At 44.6% G+C, this 21915-nt stretch carries 16 protein-coding genes; 11 read left to right on the top strand and 5 right to left on the bottom strand.

Annotated elements, in window-relative coordinates; all coding sequences use genetic code 11:
* Nucleotides 1-53: 53 nt before the first annotated feature.
* From guaB to BHV72_RS06010, 8 genes are all read left to right on the top strand, one after another.
* Nucleotides 54-1532, top strand: a complete 1479-nt coding sequence (gene guaB, locus BHV72_RS06045) for an IMP dehydrogenase (RefSeq protein ID WP_005679125.1) — start codon at nt 54-56, stop codon at nt 1530-1532.
* Nucleotides 1533-1665: 133 nt separating this feature from the next.
* Complete coding sequence (locus BHV72_RS06040; RefSeq protein ID WP_005679126.1) at nt 1666-3213, top strand: peptidylprolyl isomerase; 1548 nt, start codon at nt 1666-1668, stop codon at nt 3211-3213.
* Nucleotides 3214-3267: 54 nt separating this feature from the next.
* Nucleotides 3268-4113: a peptidylprolyl isomerase gene (locus BHV72_RS06035; RefSeq protein ID WP_005679127.1), complete on the top strand. Its 846-nt coding sequence runs from the start codon at nt 3268-3270 to the stop codon at nt 4111-4113.
* Nucleotides 4114-4122: 9 nt separating this feature from the next.
* Nucleotides 4123-5505: a peptidylprolyl isomerase gene (locus BHV72_RS06030; protein WP_005679128.1), complete on the top strand. Its 1383-nt coding sequence runs from the start codon at nt 4123-4125 to the stop codon at nt 5503-5505.
* A gap of 21 nt (nt 5506-5526) precedes the next feature.
* Nucleotides 5527-7245 (top strand): OstA-like protein, encoded by a 1719-nt coding sequence (locus tag BHV72_RS06025; RefSeq protein ID WP_022043112.1) that lies wholly within the window; start codon nt 5527-5529, stop codon nt 7243-7245.
* 1 nt (nt 7246) lies between these two features.
* On the top strand, nt 7247-7549 hold the full coding sequence (locus BHV72_RS06020) for a hypothetical protein (protein WP_005679132.1): 303 nt from the start codon (nt 7247-7249) through the stop codon (nt 7547-7549).
* Nucleotides 7550-7603: 54 nt separating this feature from the next.
* Nucleotides 7604-9505, top strand: a complete 1902-nt coding sequence (gene mutL, locus BHV72_RS06015; RefSeq protein ID WP_022043111.1) for a DNA mismatch repair endonuclease MutL — start codon at nt 7604-7606, stop codon at nt 9503-9505.
* 75 nt (nt 9506-9580) lie between these two features.
* The gene (locus BHV72_RS06010) at nt 9581-10768 is read left to right on the top strand and encodes an OmpA family protein (RefSeq protein WP_005679134.1); all 1188 of its coding nucleotides are present in this window, start codon (nt 9581-9583) and stop codon (nt 10766-10768) included.
* Between the two features lie 282 nt (nt 10769-11050).
* Here the strand turns inward: BHV72_RS06010 and BHV72_RS06005 are convergent, their stop codons facing one another.
* The 5 genes from BHV72_RS06005 to trpS form a co-directional block, all read right to left on the bottom strand.
* Nucleotides 11051-13039 carry a beta-N-acetylhexosaminidase gene (locus BHV72_RS06005; protein WP_022043110.1) on the bottom strand — a complete coding sequence of 663 codons (1989 nt, stop codon included), beginning with the start codon at nt 13037-13039 and terminating at the stop codon, nt 11051-11053.
* A 96-nt stretch (nt 13040-13135) separates the two neighbouring features.
* The gene (locus BHV72_RS06000; protein WP_055172351.1) at nt 13136-13774 is read right to left on the bottom strand and encodes an HU family DNA-binding protein; all 639 of its coding nucleotides are present in this window, start codon (nt 13772-13774) and stop codon (nt 13136-13138) included.
* 377 nt (nt 13775-14151) lie between these two features.
* The gene (locus BHV72_RS05995) at nt 14152-14853 is read right to left on the bottom strand and encodes a hypothetical protein (protein WP_005679137.1); all 702 of its coding nucleotides are present in this window, start codon (nt 14851-14853) and stop codon (nt 14152-14154) included.
* A gap of 38 nt (nt 14854-14891) precedes the next feature.
* On the bottom strand, nt 14892-15350 hold the full coding sequence (locus BHV72_RS05990; protein WP_005679803.1) for a hypothetical protein: 459 nt from the start codon (nt 15348-15350) through the stop codon (nt 14892-14894).
* A 508-nt stretch (nt 15351-15858) separates the two neighbouring features.
* The gene (gene trpS / locus BHV72_RS05985; protein WP_005679142.1) at nt 15859-16953 is read right to left on the bottom strand and encodes a tryptophan--tRNA ligase; all 1095 of its coding nucleotides are present in this window, start codon (nt 16951-16953) and stop codon (nt 15859-15861) included.
* 301 nt (nt 16954-17254) lie between these two features.
* On the opposite strand from trpS, the gene carB reads away from it, so the two are divergent.
* The 3 genes from carB to BHV72_RS05970 all read left to right on the top strand — a co-directional run bounded on the left by carB (nt 17255) and on the right by BHV72_RS05970 (nt 21896).
* Nucleotides 17255-20446, top strand: a complete 3192-nt coding sequence (carB, locus tag BHV72_RS05980) for a carbamoyl-phosphate synthase (glutamine-hydrolyzing) large subunit (RefSeq protein WP_286855140.1) — start codon at nt 17255-17257, stop codon at nt 20444-20446.
* 119 nt (nt 20447-20565) lie between these two features.
* Nucleotides 20566-21339, top strand: coding sequence for a peroxide stress protein YaaA (gene yaaA / locus BHV72_RS05975; protein WP_022043107.1), 774 nt, complete (start codon nt 20566-20568; stop codon nt 21337-21339).
* 5 nt (nt 21340-21344) lie between these two features.
* Nucleotides 21345-21896, top strand: coding sequence for a sugar O-acetyltransferase (locus BHV72_RS05970; protein WP_005679145.1), 552 nt, complete (start codon nt 21345-21347; stop codon nt 21894-21896).
* The last annotated feature ends 19 nt before the right edge of the window (nt 21897-21915 follow it).

Genomic DNA, 21915 nt, shown 5'->3' with positions numbered 1-21915 from the left:
TTTTGAATAAAAACCGTATATTTGCACGCAATAATTTTTAAACGCATAGCCCTATGTCATTTATTGCTGATAAGATTGTAATGGATGGGTTGACTTACGATGACGTACTGTTGATCCCCGCTTATTCTGAAGTTTTACCGCGCACTGTCGATCTCTCGACAAAGTTTTCAAAAAACATTGAGTTAAAAATACCTTTTGTGACGGCTGCCATGGATACGGTAACCGAAGCGAAAATGGCTATTGCCATTGCTCGTGAAGGTGGTATCGGTGTGATTCACAAAAATATGTCTATCGAAGAACAAGCAAGACAAGTTGCTATTGTAAAGCGTGCCGAGAATGGTATGATTTATGATCCTGTGACTATCAAGAGAGGTTCTACCGTTCGCGACGCTTTGGATATTATGGCTGAATATAAAATCGGTGGTATCCCTGTTGTGGATGATGAAGGTTATCTGGTAGGTATTGTTACTAACAGAGACTTGCGTTTTGAAAGAGATATGGCAAAACATATTGATCTTGTCATGACTCCTAAAGAAAGATTAGTAACTACCAACCAGTCTACTGACTTGGAATCTGCTGCACAGATTCTTCAGAAACATAAGATTGAGAAACTTCCGATTGTAGGAATGGACGGAAAGTTGATCGGTCTTGTTACTTATAAGGATATTACAAAAGCAAAAGACAAACCGATGGCTTGTAAAGACGCCAAAGGTCGTTTGCGTGTTGCCGCCGGTGTGGGGGTGACTGTCGATACATTGGATCGTATGCAGGCTTTGGTTGATGCGGGTGCGGATGCCATTGTTATTGATACGGCTCACGGACACTCTGCATTCGTTATTGAGAAACTGAGAGAAGCTAAGAAACGCTTCCCGGGCATTGATATTGTTGTAGGTAATATTGCTACCGGAGAAGCTGCTAAGGCCTTGGTGGAAGCTGGTGCTGATGCTGTGAAAGTAGGTATCGGACCGGGATCTATCTGTACGACCCGTGTGGTTGCCGGTGTGGGGGTTCCCCAGCTGTCGGCTGTATATGATGTAGCAAAAGCGCTGAAAGGTACAGGTATTCCTTTGATTGCCGATGGTGGTTTGCGCTATTCCGGTGATGTCGTGAAAGCATTGGCTGCCGGTGGGTATAGTGTAATGATCGGATCATTGGTTGCCGGAACAGAAGAATCTCCGGGTGATACTATTATTTTCAACGGACGTAAATTCAAATCATATCGTGGCATGGGGTCGTTGGAAGCTATGGAGAATGGTTCAAAAGACCGTTACTTCCAAAGTGGAACAGCTGACGTGAAGAAATTGGTTCCGGAAGGTATTGCTGCCCGTGTTCCTTATAAGGGTACATTGTTCGAAGTTGTTTATCAATTAACAGGTGGTTTGCGTGCAGGTATGGGATATTGTGGTGCTGCCAATATTGAAAAACTTCACGATGCCAAATTTACCCGTATCACAAATGCCGGTGTAATGGAAAGTCATCCGCACGATGTGACGATTACCAGTGAATCGCCTAATTATAGCCGTCCGGAATAACAGCATATATAAACGGTGAACTATTAACGGTGAACGGTGAACAGACTGTGTCGATCTGCAGGGTGTTCGCTGCTCACCGTTCGTTGTTTATGGAGTTAATGTTTGGTTTTTAGAGTTTGGAAAATAAGAATTGATGATGAAAAGAGGTCTGCTTGTAGCTTGGTTTTGGTTTTTCGGTATCTCGGTCTTTGCACAGGAAGACCCGGTGCTGATGCGGGTGAATGGAAAAGATATACTTCGTTCGGAGTTTGAGTATTCGTATCGGCATCGGACTGGTAATGCAGATGCAAAACTCTCTCCGAAGGAATATGCGGAACTTTTCGCTCAATCGAAATTGAAGGTTGAAGCGGCCAAAGTTGCAGGACTTGATACGACTACTATGTTCCGAAAACTACAGGAAGCGTGGCGAAGTCAGTTGCTCAAATCTTATTTGACGGATAAGCAGGTATTGGATAGTTGTATTCGTGTTCTGTATCAGGATAGAGGTTTGAAAGGATTGGGGAGTCGGGTACGGATAATGCAAATTTTCAAATATCTGCCTCAGACAATAACTGCCAAGCATTTGGAGGAAGAGAAAAACCGAATAGATTCTATCTGGCAGTCGCTAAGGACTCAGTCAGATTTGGATTTTGCCCGTTTGGTGGAAATGTACTCGGAGGATAAGCGTAGTATGTGGTTGGAACGTTTGCAAACAACGAGCGAATTTGAAAATGTAGCTTTTTCTTTGTCAACAGGAGAAATATCCCATCCTTTCTTTACTCCGGAAGGGCTTCATATTATAAAAGTGATTGACCGGAAAGAAAATCCTTCGTATGGAGAGGTTTATGAGAAGTTGGCAGAACGTTTGATACGTAAGGAGGGGGTGGATAAAGCTACGGAAACCATAGTGGAACGACTAAAAAGAGACTGGCAATATGCTCCCAATCCGAGTGGCATGAACGAGTTGTTGACAATTGGCAGAACGGAGCAGACTTTGTTTACAATCGATGGACAGGTATATTCGGGAGAGATGTTCAAGCAGTTTGCTTCTTCGCATCCGCAGGCGGTGAAGCGGCAACTGAATGGATTTATAGCAAAGTCGTTATTGGACTATGAAGGTAAGAATATAGAGCGGAAACATCCGGAAGTCCGCTATGCTTTGCAGAAAGTTACTGATAAGTATCTCATAGCAGAGGTAACTCGTCAGAAAGTGGATTTGCCTGCCATAAATGACCGGGCAGGACTAGCAACTTATTTTAAATTTCACACTTCGGATTATCGTTGGGATAGTCCGCGATATAAAGGTGCTATTCTTCATTGCGTTGATAAAAAAACGTCGAAGCAGGCTAAAAAACTATTGAAGAAAACCCCGGAAAAAGAATGGGCGGAAGTACTTCGGCAAACTTTTAATACATCCGGAGAAGAAAAGATAAAAGTTGAACAGGGAATTTTTGCCGACGGGGATAATAAATATATAGATAAACTGGTTTTTAAGAAGGGGGATTTTGAACCTCTAATGTCTTATCCTTTTACTGTTGTTGTCGGCAAAAAACAGAAAGGCCCGGATGATTATCGAGAGGTAATAGAACAGGTCCGGAAGGATTATCGAAGCTATCTTAACGCATTCTGGATGCGGGAATTGCAGGATTTCGGTAAGGTTGAAATAAACCAAGAGGTTTTAAAAACCGTTAATAATAACTGATGTAACCGATTATTCACTATCTTCGTACCTTAAATAAGTAGATTTCAATTGACAATGCGAATATTAGTCCTCTTACTGATTACCCTTCTTGGTTGTGGAGCGTGCAAAAAACAGCATGACCATAAAGGTAAGACTCCTTTGGTAGAGGTGGATGGTAATTTTTTATATAAAGAAGATTTGATGTCCGTACTTCCTGTTGGATTGTCAAAAGATGATAGCATTCTTTTCGCCGAACACTATATTCGTAGTTGGGCGGAGGAAATCTTGTTGTATGAAAAAGCTGCGAACAACATTCCTGATAATGTGGATGTGGAAAAGTTGGTGGAGAACTACCGGAAAGCTTTGATTATGCATACTTATCAGCAGGAACTGATTAATCAGAAGTTGATAAATGATATTCCGGAACAGGAAATTGCAGATTATTATGAGAAAAACAAAGAATTGTTTAAGCTGGAGAATCCGTTGATTAAGGGATTGTTTATCAAAGTGCCGTTAACGGCTCCCCAGTTGAATAATGTCCGCAGATGGTATAAGACAGAGAAGCAGGATGCAGTAGAGAGTCTGGAAAAATACAGTTTGCAAAATGCGGTGAAATATGAATATTTCTATGACAAATGGGTCTCCGTGACAGATATACTCGACATGATTCCGTTAAAAGTAGATACACCGGAAGAATATGTAAACAAACACCGTCAGGTAGAATTGAAAGATACGGCATTTTATTATTTCCTGAATGTGAGCGATTATCGTGGAGTAGGAGAGGAAAAACCGTATGAGTTTGCCCGATCGGAAGTGAAAGATTTGCTGGTCAATCAGAAACGGGTGAATTTTATGGAGCAAGTAAAAAGCGACCTGTATCAGCAGGCGGTAGACAAGAAGAAGATTATATATAATTATTAAATACAAAGAATGAAGAAGTTTGTGAACTTTAGATTTGTTGTTACCCTTGTCCTGGCAGTTTTTGCTAACGTGGTAACTTATGCCCAGGACAACGTGGTTGATGAAGTAGTTTGGGTAGTAGGTGACGAAGCTATTTTAAAATCAGATGTAGAAGAGGCTCGTATGGACGCCTTGTATAATGGACGCAGATTCGACGGCGATCCATATTGTGTGATTCCCGAAGAAATCGCTGTTCAGAAGTTATTCCTGCATCAGGCAAAGTTGGATAGTATTGAGGTTTCCGAAGCGGAAATCATCCAGCGAGTAGATATGCTGACTAATATGTACATTCAGCAGATCGGTTCAAGAGAGAAAATGGAGGAGTATTTCAATAAGACTTCCGCTCAGATTCGTGAAACACTGCGTGATAATGCACGAGACGGATTGACAGTACAGAAGATGCAGCAGAAATTAGTCGGGGAAATCAAAGTAACTCCGGCAGAAGTACGCCGTTACTTCAAAGACCTTCCGCAGGATAGTATCCCTTACATTCCGACGCAGGTAGAAGTGCAGATTATCACGCTGCAACCTAAAATTCCTGTTGCAGAAATCGAAGATGTGAAGAAAAGGCTGCGCGACTATACGGATCGTGTGACAAAAGGAGAAATCGACTTCTCAACGTTGGCCCGTTTGTATTCCGAGGATAAGGCATCTGCCATAAAAGGCGGCGAATGCGGATTCATGGGACGTGGTATGATGGACCCTTCTTATGCGAATGTGGCATTCAGTTTGCAGGATCCGAAGAAAGTCTCCAAGATTGTTGAGTCTGAATTCGGTTATCATATTATCCAGTTGATTGAGAAGCGTGGTGACCGTGTCAATACCCGTCACATTCTGTTGCGTCCGAAAGTTTCGGAAAAAGAACTGACAGAGGCTTGTGCACGTCTGGATTCTATTGCTGATGATATCCGTGCAAATAAGTTCTCGTTCGATGAAGCAGCTGCCGTTATTTCACATGATAAAGATACTCGTAATAATCATGGTATCATGGTGAATATCAATGAAAATTCAGGAGTGACTACTTCTAAATTCCAAATGCAGGATCTACCTCAGGATGTTGCCAAAGTGGTAGACAAGATGAACGTTGGAGAGATTTCCAAAGCATTTACAATGATTAATGAGAAAGACGGAAAGGAAGTTTGTGCGATTGTGAAACTGAAGGCAAAAATTAACGGTCATAAAGCGACTATTGCAGAGGACTATCAGGACTTGAAAGAAATTGTAATGGATAAACGCCGCGAAGAAATGTTGCACAAGTGGATTCTGGATAAGCAGAAACATACTTATGTACGTATCAACGAAAACTGGCAGAAGTGTGACTTCAAGTATCCGGGTTGGATTAAGAAGGATTGATGTTTAACAGCTTGACTTTATATGCTGAAACAAAATAAAAAAGATAAACAAGACAGGCATAGATGGCTCCTAATAGGCTTTCTATGCCTGTTTGGCGTATGTCTTGTAGCGCAGGTGCGTCCTACAGAGCAAAAAACGAAGGCAACCGGAACATCTACAAAATCGGTTGCAGACACATCCAAAACAACGAAGAAGCAGCCGGAGAATAAGAAAACGAAGGTTTATTTGCTCCATGCTGATGAAGGTCAGGCGGATAAGTTAGCTCGTCCTGATGTGCAAGTGCTGATTGGTAATGTGAAAATGCGTCACGATAGCATGTATATGTATTGTGACAGTGCGTTGATCTTTGAGAAAACCAATTCAGTTGAGGCTTTCAGTAATGTACGTATGGAGCAGGGAGATACGCTGTTCATTTACGGTGATTATCTTTACTATGATGGAATGACTCAGATTGCGCAGCTCCGTGAAAATGTAAAGATGATAAACCGGAACACGACGCTGCTGACGGATAGTTTGAACTACGACCGTCTTTATGACCTCGGATATTATTTCGAGGGGGGGACGTTGATGGACGAGGAAAATGTGTTGACTTCCGATTGGGGTGAATACAGTCCGGCTACCAAACAATCCGTGTTCAACCATGATGTGAAGTTGGTTAATCCGAAGTTTGTGTTGACTTCCGATACATTAAGGTATAACACAGAAAATAAGATTGCCGTAATTCTCGGACCTTCGAATATCGTTAGTGATAATAATCATATCTATTCGGAGCGTGGATTCTATAATACAATGACCGAACAAGCGGAACTGTTAGACCGTTCCATATTGACAAACCAAGGGAAGAAATTGGTAGGTGATAGCTTATTTTATGACCGGTTGTCCGGATATGGTGAAGCATTCGACAATGTGAAAATGACAGATACGATCAACAAGAACATGTTGACGGGCGATTACTGTTTCTATAACGAACTGACCGACTCTGCTTTTGCTACCAAGCGTGCCGTGGCCATTGACTATTCGCAGGGTGACAGTCTTTTTATGCATGGTGATACTCTGCAAATGGTTTCCTATAACTTGAATACAGATTCTCTGTACCGGTTGATGAAAGCTTATCATAAAGTACGTATGTATCGTACGGATGTGCAGGGAGTATGCGATTCACTGGTTTATAACTCAAAAGATTCTTGCATGACTATGTATGTTGACCCTATTCTTTGGAATGAAGGTCAGCAGTTGCTTGGTGAGCAGATCAAGATTTATATGAATGACAGTACTATCGACTGGGCCCACATTATCAATCAGGCGTTGACGGTAGAGATGAAAGACTCCATTCATTATAACCAAGTGTCCGGTAAGGAGATGAAAGCCTATTTTGAAAATGGGGATATGCGGCATATCGAAGTGATTGGTAATGTGCTGACGGCCTTTTATCCGGAAGAAAAAGACAGCACGATGACCGGATTCAACTGTCTGGAAGGGAGCTTGCTCCATCTTTATATGAAAGACAAGAAGATGGAGAAAGGATTATTTGTGGGAAAGTCCAACGGTACGATGTATCCCATGGATCAGATACCGCCCGATAAGTTACGTCTGCCTACATTCTCCTGGTTTGATTATGTGCGTCCGCTGAATAAAGAGGATATTTTCAACTGGAGAGGCAAGCGGGAAGGCGAAATGCTGAAACCGACAACTGACCGGCGGCCAAAGACAAATAAGCGAAACTTAATTAATATGAAGTAGTATGGGAATGTTTTTCAATTCGATGAGAAAACCTCGTGGCTTTAATCATCAATACATTTATGTAGACGAGCGAAAGGAGAAGCTCGCTAAAATGGAAGAGAAAGCGAAGCGCGATTTGGGAATGCTTCCTGAAAAAGAATTTAAGCCGGAAGATATCCGTGGCAAGTTTGTTGAAGGAACAACGCACCTGAAACGCCGGAAGGCTAGCGGGCGTAAACCTGTCTCTTTCGGAATCATATTGATTATCATTGCTTTCCTTATCTATCTGTGGCATTATTTGGCAACGGGAAGCTGGAGTTTCTAAAGGAAAGAATTTATTAGTAGTCGACTACTTAACTGATTTACTGCTTAACGAACTATGAGTGATATAATACATTTGTTACCAGATTCGGTAGCTAATCAGATTGCTGCCGGTGAAGTGATACAACGTCCGGCGTCCGTTATCAAGGAGCTGGTAGAAAATGCGATTGATGCAGATGCGCAGAATGTACATGTGTTGGTGACTGACGCAGGTAAAACCTGTATTCAGGTGATTGACGATGGAAAAGGAATGTCCGAAACAGATGCCCGTCTTTCTTTCGAACGTCATGCTACTTCGAAGATTCGCGAAGCGGCGGATTTGTTTGCTTTGCGTACAATGGGGTTTCGTGGGGAAGCCTTGGCCTCTATCGCAGCAGTGGCACAGGTGGAGTTAAAAACACGCCCCGAGTCGGAAGAACTGGGAACGAAACTGGTGATTGCAGGCTCTAAGGTAGAGAGCCAGGAAGCGGTATCCTGTTCCAAGGGAAGTAACTTCTCCATAAAGAATCTATTCTTTAACATCCCTGCCCGTCGTAAATTCCTGAAAGCAAACTCCACCGAATTGAGTAATATCCTTGCCGAATTTGAACGTATCGCTCTGGTTCATCCCGAAGTAGCTTTCTCCCTTTACAGCAATGACTCCGAGCTTTTCAATCTTCCGGTTTCTCCGTTGCGTCAGCGCATTATGGCTATTTTTGGTAAGAAACTCAATCAGCAGTTGCTGAATATCGAGGTGAATACTACCATGGTGAAGATTTCCGGATACGTAGCCAAACCGGAGACAGCCCGCAAGAAAGGTGCCCATCAGTATTTCTTTGTCAACGGGCGATATATGCGGCATCCTTATTTTCATAAAGCCGTAATGGATGCATACGAACAGTTGATTCCTGTCGGCGAACAGATTTCTTACTTCATTTATTTTGAAGTCGATCCGGCTAATATTGATGTGAATATTCATCCGACGAAGACCGAAATCAAGTTTGAGAATGAACAGGCAATCTGGCAAATCCTTTCGGCGGCAGTCAAAGAGTCGTTGGGTAAGTTCAGCGCCATTCCTTCCATTGATTTTGATACGGAAGATATGCCCGACATTCCTGCATTCGAACAAAATCTATCCTCTGCACCTCCCACGGTACAGTATAATTCGGATTATAATCCGTTCAAGGTTTCTACGGGAGGCGGTGGCGGCGGAGCATACAGCCGTTCAAAGGTGGATTGGGAAGATCTTTATGGCGGTCTGACCAAAGCCAGTAAGATGAATAATCCCCAGCCGGAGCCGGAAATGGATTGGGAGGATTCTTCAATGGGTGGGGAAAGTGCCGTTATGGAAGAAAGAACGGAAACTGTAATGTCGGCGGCCTCTTCGACCTTATATGCCAGTGAGCCTGTAATTGAGAAGGGTAATCAGCATTTGCAGTTTAAGGGACGGTTTATTCTGACCTCCGTGAAGTCCGGTTTGATGTTGATCGACCAGCACCGGGCGCATATCCGTGTACTTTTCGACCGGTATATGGTTCAAATCCAGCAGAAACAGGGCGTATCACAAGGTGTTCTTTTCCCGGAAATATTACAGCTGCCCGCTTCGGAAGCTGCCGTACTGCAAAGCATTATGGATGATTTGTCGGCAGTAGGTTTCGATCTGAGCGATCTGGGTGGAGGCAGCTATGCTATCAACGGTATTCCTTCAGGCATCGAAGGACTGAATCCGGTGGAATTGGTACGTAATATGCTACATACAGCTATGGAAAAAGGGAATGATGTCAAGGAAGAAGTCCAGAATATTCTGGCTCTGACACTGGCACGTGCGGCGGCTATCGTCTACGGTCAGGTACTGAGCAATGAGGAAATGGTAAGCCTTGTAGACAGCCTTTTCGCTTGTCCCTCACCGAATTACACGCCGGACGGGAAAACGGTTTTGACAACAATCAAGGAGGAAGATATCGAACGCTTATTCAAATAAAATAAATAAAATCATCTTTTCCTAAAACCTTTTAGTCTTGTAAAAGATTTAAATAACCACTTAACTATTAGGTATATGAAAAAGATTCTGATGTTGCTGGCTTTTGCCGGCGTTGCGTCTGTCGCTTCTGCGCAGCAGACAATGACTGTAACTGAATACGAGGTTATTCAGGTGCAAGATAAATATCAAGTAATAACGAACCCTTTCTGGAGTAACTGGTTCTTCTCCGTCGGAGGAGGTGCACAGGTGCTGTATGGCAACAATGACCATATCGGTAAATTCAGAGACCGTGTTGCTCCTACATTTAATGTGTCTGTCGGTAAATGGGTGACTCCGGGATTCGGATTGCGTATGCAGTACAGCGGTCTGCAAGCTAAAGGATTCACGACCAACGAAACTGCCAATTATGTAGTGGGCGGTCCGAGAGCTGACGGTTCATACAAACAACGGTGGGACTATATGAACCTGCACGGTGACTTGATGATTAACTTGAATGCACTTTTCGGCGGTTACAATCCGAACCGTGTATATGAAATCATCCCTTATATCGGTGCCGGTTGGGCTCATTCTTATTCACGTCCTCATACCAATGCCGCTACTTTCAATGCAGGTATCATCAACCGCTTCCGCTTGTCGAATGCCGTTGACTTGAATCTGGAACTGAGTGCAACAGGCTTGGAAGGCAAATTTGACGGCGAACATGGAGGAAGACCAGACTATGACGGTATTCTGGGTGCTACGCTTGGTGTGACTTACTATTTCCCGACCCGCGGATTCCAACGTCCTACGCCACAGATTATCTCTGAAATCGAATTGAATCAGATGCGTGACCAGATGAATGCAATGGCTGCCGCTAATATGCAGTTGCAACAGCAGTTGGCTAATGCACAGCAGCCGGTAGAGGTAGAAGATACTGAAGAAGTAGTGATTACAGATCCTAATATCGCTCCGCGTACTGTATTCTTCAAGATTGGTTCGGACAGACTGTCTCCACAAGAAGAAATGAACTTATCATATCTTGCCAACCGGATTAAAGAATTTCCGGGTACTACCTATACTATTAACGGATATGCAGACTCTGCAACAGGCACTCCGGCTTTCAACGAAAAGTTGAGCTTGAAACGTGCACAGGTTGTTAAAGATTTGCTGGTGAAGAAGTATGGAATCCCGGCTGATAACTTGAAAGTCGCTGCCGGTGGTGGTGTCGATAAGTTCGGTCAACCGATTCTGAACCGTGTTGTATTGGTAGAATCTGAAAAATAAAAGAATAACTTGACTATAAAAAGTCGGTAGTTTCTTCAACTCCCTTCCTGCGGGAAGGGTGGCTGAAAGCTGGGGTGGTAGGTAAATACACAATGTTGGCAATAATCAATTTGTGTATTTACTTACCACTTCTTGTGTATTTACCTACCACCTCCCCCTGCGGGTACTCCTCCTTCCCGAAGGAGGAGAGTTCGGATACTATCGACTTTCAGTTATCCTCGATTTTGGGATACTGCGGTTTTTTAGTCGCTCTCTTTTGTTGTTCTCCTTTCGGCTCCACGCTTAATGCTGCTGGCGGACAAGGATATTTTTTAGTTTTCCTTTGAATCCGTTGCGTGAATCACCTATTTGTTGCAGCGGGAAGATCAGTGTTTCCTGATAAGTCATGTGTTCCATGCGGTCGTATTCCTTCCGGTAAACTTGCATGGTGCGTCCTTCGAGCCGTTCCTGCAATGCACCGTTTATATAAAGTGAAGTACCTTTGTAGTCACCTTCGATGCGGATTGTAGTCCATTGATCGGCCGGCAGGCGGTAGGAATTGAAAACAAAGGTGTAACCGTCGCGGGAGAAAGCGATTCGGCGGGTATTCTCCCAGTTGGTGTATACTACCGAGTGCGGACCTTGGAAGAGAATGCTGCTGATAGGATTCGTCTTCTCCGGACAGAGCTGGAACTCCACACTATAAGGATAACCCACTTCCTGCAAAGGAGTACTGACGGCCTCTTTCCCATTAAAAGAAAGTTCTTTTCCTGCTTCGGTCAGTGCGGTTTCTGCCGGGACTTTGCCCAACAGGTTAATTCCCGGAGCTTCGGGAGTTGTTTTGCACAGCTTTGCAAATGCTTCGTAGGTGACATTCTTGTTTTCCCCTTTCCACAGTTTCTCGGCGAGCACCTGCATGGCGGGGAAACTGCGCAAGTGTACGTCCTGTTCGGATATCCCGTTTCCACACTTGTCGTTCCACACGGCAAACATACCGCCCAATACGCCGGGAGTACCTTCGGGAAGTGTCTGTTTCCTGTTCATTATCCACGGCGACCATTTCTCATAAATCCACTGGTGATCGAGGAAATCCCGGTAGTAACCTGCTGCCGGAACGATATAGAGATAAGTGTCACAAGTATTAATCAACTTGTACCCCTCTTGCAGGGAAACAACAGGATCCACCCAGTCATACGACCACGCGTTGACCGTGACACCTTCCGCTTTTACGGGAGTCTTGCCGGGAAGCCATTTCAGTCCGCCCCACATACGTACATTTTTGCCGTATTTCTCAACAAATTTCAGATAACGGTCTGTGAAGTAGCGGTATTGTTCGGCTTCTTTCTTGTTGTATTCGTCGGTACCGATGTGCAGGTCTCCGATAAATACGGGATTGTCGCCCGACAGATATTCGTCCAGCAGGCTGTCGACGAATTGATAAGTTTCTTTTTTGTAAAGGTCCAGATGATCCATGCCATACTTCCGACTTGCTATTTCGGGTTTGTAGTGGGCGAAGGCGAGTGAGTGGGCGGGAATATCAATTTCGGGAATGATACGCACACCGTATTCCAATCCCATACGTTGCAAGTCGATAAATTCCTGTTTGCTGTATGAACCGTCTTTGGCTGTCAGTCCCGGAAAGCGTTCGCTTTCCAGTCGGAATGCGGCGTAGGTGCGGTTCCAGTCATCGCCGAAGAACTGCGGAAAACCGTTGTCGTTCAAGTGAATCTGAAATTCGTTCATCTTGTAGAAGGAAAGTATCTTTACGTATTGTTTCAGATAATCCATTGTAAAGAATTTGCGGGCCACATCCAGCATAAAGCCGCGGTTTGGGAAAAGCGGATAATCCCGTGCCGTCCCTTTGGGGAGCTTTCCTTGTTCGTTGTGGAGTATCTGCAATAGGGTACGTGTTCCCCAGAATACGCCCTGACCGGTGGGGGCGGCGATACCGGCATAGCGGTTTACGGTTAACGTATATCCTTCTTCACCAAGTTCCTTGTCCGGTTTCGACAGTGAGAGGCAGATGTCTTTCCCGGCTGGTTTTCCGGTTTTGATGACATAGTTCCAGCCAAACAGTTCTTTTAAGTCTTGCGCCAGGATTTGTGCGGTAGGCGAGAGCGTCGCTTCATCCGCAGGCGAGAGCACGATTGAACCTTCGGCGGGCAGAGCCAGTTCGCCTTTTCCTCCTTTCCATTGTTGAAGGGCAGGGATCACTTGCGGGCAGGGCTCTTGGGCGGTGGCAAACACGCATACCATTAACAGGCAGCATACGATGATGAGGGGGCTTTTCATAATTAATAAGTCTGTATTAAGATTAATAAATTTCTATGTTTATAAAGTGGGAGCAGGCGTCAGCCACTTTCTGCGTAACCGCCTGTCGCAATCCCATTATTTCACCGGCTGATAATCTGCGGGCTTTCCGTAAAATCCCGGCGCCGGTACGTATATCGGCTGACTGGGTATGCCGATGTTCAGCAACTTGCCTTCCGTGCGGAGGCGGCGGATGTGAATCATGGCTGTTGAGCGAACCATACCCGTTATATCTTGAAAATCCGAACGTTGCATGATCTGATGATCGGTGAAATATTTTCTCAACCGGCTGTCGATATCCGTCTCCGAAAGTTTGGGAGAGTGGATAATTCTTTTCATCTGTTTGATTTTTATATGGCCGACGGAGTTTTTCAGTTTTTGGTCTGAACGGAACTGTATGCCTTTCAACTTCACTTTCGTATTCCGGCGGGGAGTATCGGCGGAGATTTCTTCGGTGGCGGTTAGTGTCGGATAAAAATAACCGATACCGTCCAGGTGCACTTGCCTTCCTTCGCACAGTTCTTCACCCATAACTTGTGATAGTGCGTCCAGCACTGCCGTTACATCCACCTCGTTCAGCGTACACCGGGATTGGATCCTGCTGCGGAGGTCTTTCGTGTCTATCTGTCCGTTGGCGATGATGCGCGGATGAAATCTTTTCTCCTCTGGTTTGTCCGGTGATACCGGATTCTCGTACCAGTCAAATGATATGGCCATAGTTCCTTTTGTTTATATAAGTAGTTCTGATTCGTATTTCCTATACTTCCTTCCGATTAATCCGGCTTCATCTTCATCGGCTAATTTCTATTGGCCTGTCGGCTAACCTTTATTGGCTGACAGGCTGACAGTGACTAGCGTAACAGCCAGCATAGGTTAGCTGTTATTGTTCCTTATGGCAAAGTTACTACATAAAGGCTTGCTAACCTAATTTTAAAGGCTTTATTTCGGACGCGTCATTGGTGAACGGAAAGCTGTCGGTGGGTAGAGAGGAAATAAACAAAGGTTCGCAAACCTGTGTGCTACCGGTTTGCGAACCTTCGATTATCGGTTTCGGGTATTGCCAATACAGGCATTCCCGTTATGTGAGTACTTCTTTAGCTGAATATTGGCAGAGATACTTTTAGATTAGGATATCTGTCGCCCAGTTGTTTAAGGAAATCGTTGCCGATCACGATAGCTTGTACCGTTTCCTGCGGGTCGGTAGGGATTTCCGGTATATTGGTAAAGATCAGGCAGGAGTAGATGATGAGCTCGATAGGCTTGTCATCGGTCTGCAAAGACAGTTTGTATGCTTTTACATTGTTTCCCCGGGCTTGGGCCTGTGCTTTTACTTGTCCTTCCATTGGGATTTCGGTAAGTCTGGAGTTTTCGAGGCGGGATTGGTTGAATACAAGATGCCGGTCGATTTCCCCTTCTGTGTCCGTATCGAATAAATGAAGGCTGTTTCCGCTGAGAACAAGGTATTTGGGAGTTTGCACGGTGTTGAAACGCACGGTTCCCAAGGTAGCCATTCCTTTCAGTTTATCTTTAACCCCGTCTTTAAGGGCGGATCCCACGCCATATTCGGTGCTGGCATAATTGAAAGCGTCAATCTTTTCTTGCTTCATTTCTTCTTGGAGGAAAGGCAGTTCGGAAGTGAGTACGCTGTTTTTATATCGTTCGGCATTTGCAAATTCCGCTTTGAAATCAGTGTTGTTTACCACTTGTGCTTGTTGCGAGTTTTTGTTCTTTACATAATACCAGTACCCTGCATAGAGAACGATGAAAATAATCGGAATAAGTGTGTAAATTGACATAGCTTATCTGTTTTTTAATGTGATTAATTAGGTTTGTTTTATACTTCTACCGGTTCTGTTTTCTTTTTCTTACTTGGGATGAATCCCCAGATGATAAGGGCAATGATGATCAGTCCTACTATCTTGCCGCCATATCGGGAGTAGAAACCGACTTTATTCAGCTTTTCACCGTCCAGGTTATTCTCTTTCAGAATGGCGGAGAGTTGTTCTTCCGTCAGTTCATAATAAGTGTCTTCTTTTTCGCAATATCCTACGAGGCGGGGCTCCTGCTCGATATAGAGAGGAAGGATGTAAGCGATGTTGAACTCCTGATGAATGGTCCCCAGATCAATGTAGTTGCCGTTGTCTGTCTTATATTCTTCGGTGTCGGGCAGGTCTGCTACTTTGTTTAAGACTTCACGATCACCGAAAGGAATTTTTACACCACGCGCGGATACCGTTTGACAAGAGAGGAAAAGGAGAGCGCCGAATGCAAAGAAAAGGGTTAGATGTTTCATGTTTTTCTTTTTTGAGTTTATGAATAATGGAATTGTTGATTAATATTGCCGTAAAAGTAGAGAAAAGAAATAGAAAAAGCAAACGATCGTTTGCTTTTTGGAAAAATGATTTTTCTGTCCGGCTTTTTTCTGTTTCAGATACGTTAAAGATGAGGGGAAAGAACGTGATAAGTTCATGAGCAGGCTTTATTTTTATTGAATACACACGGCAAATCTGATATTTTTATGTAGATGTTTTATTTCATCTTTTTGCTTCCGGTATTCTCCATACTCCGGTCGGAAGTGGGGAAGTTGAGCAGAGCATTGGTCTTTGTTATCATTACAAATTATTCTCGGACTGATACTGCTGATACTTTCCTTCCTCTATCAGAAGTTGAAAGGAGTATTCTTTAAAAATGATGAAGCCGAAACGGACTAATCTTCGTTGTACTTATAACAATGATAAAGGCTGCCTGCTCTTTTATAGAACGGCAGCCTTTACTTATTAATTGGCCTATCTGTTGACGACTTATTCTTGTGAGAAACGTTTTACCTGTTCCTCGATCAATTCCTTGTCGTCAAAGTAGTTAATCTTCATAGCCTTCTTGACATCTGCCAGTGTTTCGGCGGCGGCAGCTCTGGCTACTTCACATCCTTTTTGCAACATCTCGTAAACGGCAGGAATGTCTTTGCTGAATTCTTTGCGGCGGTTACGGATAGGTTCCAGTGTCTCTTGCATGATAGCGTTCAGGAAACGTTTCACTTTCACGTCTCCCAGTCCACCGCGTTGGTAGTGTGCTTTCAGTTCAGCGAGATTCGGGTAATCCGGCAGATAACGTTCAAAATGTTCCGGACGGCAGAATGCGTCGAGGTATGTGAAGACGGTATTGCCTTCAATCTTTCCCGGATCCTGCACGCGGAGGTGTCCCGGATCGGTATACATACTCATGATCTTCTTCTGGATTTCTTCTGGTTCTTCGGACAGATAGATACAGTTGCCGAGTGATTTGCTCATCTTGGCTTTACCGTCAGTACCCGGCAGACGCAGGCAGGCAGCATTGTCCGGCAACAGGATTTCCGGTTCCACCAATGTCTCACCATAGATATAGTTGAAACGGCGGACTATTTCGCGTGCCTGTTCGAGCATCGGTTCCTGGTCTTCGCCTACGGGGACAGTCGTTGCACGGAATGCGGTGATGTCCGCAGCCTGACTGATAGGATAAGTGAAGAAGCCTACGGGAATGCTTGCCTCGAAGTTACGCATCTGGATTTCCGATTTCACGGTCGGGTTACGTTGCAGGCGGGATACGCTTACAAGGTCCATATAGTAGAAGCTAAGTTCGCATAGTTCCGGTATCTGCGACTGGATGAAGATAGTAGCTTTGGAAGGGTCGATTCCGCATGCCAGATAGTCAAGAGCAACCTCGATAACATTCTGACGTACCTTCTCCGGGTTGTCTATATTGTCTGTCAATGCCTGCGAATCGGCAATGAAGATAAACATCTTACTATAATCACCCGCGTCCTGCAGGTCAACTCTGCGTTTCAGTGAACCTACATAGTGTCCGATATGGAGTCTTCCGGTAGGACGGTCACCAGTAAGTATGATTTTCTCTTTTCCCATTGTTATTACCTTATTATAATAGATTGAGCGGCAAAGATACAGATAAAAACTGAAAGATGTATCAAAATGGGGGCACTTCACTGTAAAAAAGTGAACGTTTCTTTTTGTCATGTGCAAAATATGTCGTTACTTTGCACAAATTTTAAAACCGACAATGAATCAACAGGAAATCAGAAGCAAGTATTATCTCCATTCGGATGTTTTTCACCCGGAAACGGCAGGCTTCTTCTCTTTTCTCCAAAAACGATATTTTAGTTCTTTGGTAATGCGTTAATCCTTTTTTGAGGGGAAAGTTCTCGTTTTGGGTTCTGGAGCACTCAAAATCGGACAAGCCGGAGAATTTGACTACTCAGGCTCACAAGCACTGAAAGCTTTGAAAGAAGAAGGCATCAGCTCAGTATTGGTAAACCCGAACATCGCAACCATTCAGACTTCTGAAGGAATTGCAGATAAAGTGTATTTCCTTCCCGTAACTACTTATTTTGTAGAAGAAATTATCAAGAAAGAACGCCCCGACGGTATCCTGCTGGCATTCGGCGGACAGACTGCACTGAACTGCGGTGCTGAGCTTTACACACAAGGTATTCTTGATAAATACGGAGTGAAAGTACTCGGTACATCGGTAGAGGCTATCATGTACACAGAAGACCGCGACCTGTTCGTGAAGAAGCTGGACGAGATCAATATGAAGACTCCGGTAAGCCAGGCGGTAGAAAGCATGGAAGACGCGATTGCTGCTGCACGTAAGATCGGTTATCCGGTAATGGTACGTTCGGCTTATGCATTGGGTGGGCTTGGTAGCGGTATCTGCGCCAACGAAGAAGAATTCCTGAAACTGGCCGAAAGTTCTTTCGCGTTCTCCAAACAAATCCTGGTGGAAGAATCCCTGAAAGGCTGGAAAGAAATCGAATTTGAAGTTATCCGCGACGCCAACGACCACTGTTTCACAGTTGCCAGCATGGAAAACTTCGACCCGCTGGGTATCCACACCGGTGAATCTATCGTTGTGGCTCCTACCTGCTCTCTCGACGATAAAGAACTGAAACTGTTGCAGGAATTGTCTACAAAATGTATCCGTCACTTGGGCATTGTAGGTGAATGTAATATCCAGTATGCGTTCAACTCGGATACGGATGATTACCGTGTGATCGAAGTGAACGCTCGTCTGAGCCGTTCTTCCGCATTGGCTTCCAAGGCTACCGGTTATCCGCTGGCATTCGTTGCCGCTAAGATCGCGTTGGGTTATTCACTCGACCAGATCGGCGAAATGGGTACTCCGAATTCTGCCTATGTTGCTCCGCAACTCGACTACTATATCTGTAAGATTCCTCGTTGGGACTTGACGAAGTTTGCCGGTGTTTCCCGCGAAATCGGTTCAAGCATGAAGTCGGTAGGTGAAATCATGTCTATCGGTCGCTCTTTCGAGGAAATCATCCAAAAAGGTCTTCGTATGATCGGACAAGGCATGCACGGCTTTGTAGGAAATGACGAACTGCATTTTGATGACCTTGATAAAGAACTTTCCCGCCCGACTGACTTGCGTGTGTTCTCTATCGCACAGGCTTTGGAAGAAGGATATACGATTGACCGTATCCATGAACTGACAAAGATCGATCCTTGGTTCCTCGGTAAACTGAAGAACATCGTTGACTACAAAGCTAAATTGTCTACATATAATAAGGTGGAAGATATTCCGGCTGACGTAATGCGTGAAGCTAAAATCTTAGGCTTCTCTGACTTCCAGATTGCACGTTTCGTACTGAACCCGACTGGAAACATGGAGAAAGAAAACTTGGCTGTACGTGCTCATCGTAAAGCTATGGGGATTCTTCCGGCAGTAAAACGCATCAATACGATTGCTTCCGAACATCCGGAACTGACTAACTATCTGTATATGACGTATGCAGTGGAAGGTTATGATGTGAACTATTATAAGAATGAAAAATCAGTAGTCGTGCTGGGTTCGGGTGCTTACCGTATCGGTAGCTCTGTTGAATTTGACTGGTGTTCGGTGAATGCGGTTCAGACTGCCCGCAAACTGGGATACAAGTCTATCATGATTAACTACAACCCTGAAACGGTTTCTACTGACTATGATATGTGCGACCGCCTGTACTTCGACGAACTTTCGTTCGAACGTGTGCTCGATGTGATTGACCTCGAACAACCTCGCGGTGTGATTGTGTCGGTAGGCGGACAGATTCCGAACAACTTGGCTATGAAACTTTATCGTCAGTCGGTTCCTGTGTTGGGTACTTCGCCGATCTCTATCGACCGTGCTGAAAACCGTAACAAGTTCTCTGCAATGCTTGACCAACTGGGTATCGACCAGCCGGCTTGGCAGGAGCTGACCAGTCTCGAAGATGTGAAAGGCTTTGTGGAAAAAGTAGGTTATCCGGTGCTGGTTCGTCCTTCTTACGTTCTTTCGGGTGCGGCAATGAATGTTTGCTATGATGATGAAGAATTGGAAAACTTCCTGAAAATGGCTGCCGAAGTATCTAAAGAATATCCGGTAGTTGTTTCACAGTTCCTCGAGAATACAAAAGAAATTGAGTTCGACGCTGTGGCACAGAACGGTGAGGTGGTAGAATATGCCATCTCTGAACACGTAGAATTTGCGGGTGTTCACTCCGGTGATGCTACACTGGTGTTCCCGGCACAGAAGATATACTTTGCAACTGCCCGCCGCATCAAGAAGATCAGCCGTCAGATTGCTAAGGAACTCAATATCTCCGGTCCGTTCAATATCCAGTTCCTGGCTCGTAATAACGAGGTGAAAGTCATTGAATGTAACTTGCGTGCTTCTCGTAGTTTCCCGTTCGTATCTAAAGTACTGAAACGTAACTTTATCGAAACGGCTACCCGCATCATGCTTGACGCTCCATACTCGCGTCCTGATAAATCGGCTTTTGATATTGACTGGATCGGTGTGAAAGCATCGCAGTTCTCCTTCTCACGTCTGCATAAGGCCGATCCTGTATTAGGCGTAGATATGTCTTCTACGGGTGAAGTGGGATGTATCGGTGATGATTTCTCCGAAGCACTGCTGAACTCAATGATTGCTACCGGCTTTAAGATTCCTGAAAAGGCGGTAATGTTCTCTTCCGGAGCAATGAAGTCTAAAGTTGATTTGCTGGATGCAAGCCGTATGTTGTTTGCCAAAGGATATCAGATTTATGCTACCGCCGGTACTGCTGCCTTCTTGAATGCTCACGGTGTAGATACGACTCCGGTTTATTGGCCGGATGAAAAACCGGGTGCGGAAAACAATGTAATGAAGATGATTGCCGATCACAAGTTCGACTTGATCGTTAACATTCCGAAGAATCACAGTAAACGTGAGTTGACGAATGGTTATCGTATCCGTCGCGGTGCGATCGATCATAACATTCCGTTGATTACGAATGCCCGTCTGGCAAGTGCCTTTATCGAAGCGTTCTGTGAATTGAAGCTGAGTGATATTCAGATTAAGAGCTGGCAGGAATACAAATAAGAACTATTATAATTCTTAATAAGTGCCCGCTATTGACAGCCTGTTAATAGCGGGTTTTCTTGTTTTATTTTTTATCTTTGCTACTTCGTAATTAGTAACTTGTAATTAGTAGTTGAAATATGCTTGTGCTTTTATCTTGTGCCAAGACAATGAGTGATGTTTCAAAGGTGAAGGTTCCTTTGACTACGGTTCCCCGTTTTCAAAAGGAAGCCTCTGAGATAGCTTTGCAGATGTCGCAGTTTGCTGTCGGCGATCTGGAACGTTTGTTGCGTGTGAATGCTAAAATAGCAGTAGAGAATTATAAGCGTTATCAGGCTTTCCATGCGGAAGAAACTCCGGAATTGCCGGCTTTGTTCTCTTATACGGGAATCGTGTTCAAGCGGTTGAATCCGAAAGACTTCTCTGCCTCAGAACTCGAATATGCACAGGAACATTTGCGGCTGACATCTTTTTGTTACGGTTTGTTGCGTCCGCTGGATGTGATTCGCCCCTATCGTCTCGAAGGAGATGTGGTATTGCCGGAGTTGGGTAATCAGACGATGTTTTCTTATTGGCGGTCGCGCCTGACGGATACGTTTATACAAGACATCAAACAGGCGGGAGGTATTTTATGCAATCTGGCCAGTGACGAAATGAAAAGTTTGTTTGACTGGAAACGGGTGGAGAAAGAAGTGCGTGTCGTGACCCCTGAATTTCATGTGTGGAAGAACGGAAAACTGGCTACGGTGGTAATATATACCAAGATGTCTCGTGGTGAAATGACGCGTTTTATCTTGAAAAATAGAATAGAGAATCCGGAAGATTTGAAAGGATTTTCGTGGGAAGGCTTCGAGTTTGATGAGGCTCTTTCGGATGAGAGGCGGTTTGTATTTATTAATGGTCAGGGAGGATAAAGAGTATGACGGAAGTTGAAAAGATGCGTAACGGCCTGTTGGCAGATATGTCTTCGCCGGAGTTGCAGGTGCGTTTTGAGCATGCCAAGAAATTGTTGGCTCGTATGCGGGGAATGAGTACGTATGATGAAGGGTACAGGAAATTACTGGAAGAACTGGTGCCGAGGATTCCTGAAACTTCGGTTATTTGTCCGCCTTTCTATTGCGATCATGGGGACGGAATCAAGCTAGGCGAGCATGTGTTTGTCAATGCTAACTGCACATTTCTGGACGGCGGATATATCACGATTGGTGCTCATACGCTTATCGGGCCTTGTGTGCAGATTTACACACCGCATCATCCGATGGATTATTTGGAAAGAAGAGGCTCCAAGGAATACGCTTATCCGGTGGCGGTTGGTGAGGACTGCTGGATTGGTGGCGGAGCTATTATATGTCCCGGTGTGACGATTGGTGATCGTTGTGTGATAGGAGCGGGAAGTGTCGTGACGAAAGATATTCCTGATGATAGTATCGCAGTCGGGAATCCGGCGCGTGTAATCCGACGTAGGGACTGAAAAAAATAATTATAGTTTG

The organism is Bacteroides sp. 43_46 (assembly GCF_001915455.1).
GTDB classification, from domain to species: domain Bacteria; phylum Bacteroidota; class Bacteroidia; order Bacteroidales; family Bacteroidaceae; genus Bacteroides; species Bacteroides caccae.
This window is presented reverse-complemented; position numbering and strand designations above follow the sequence as displayed.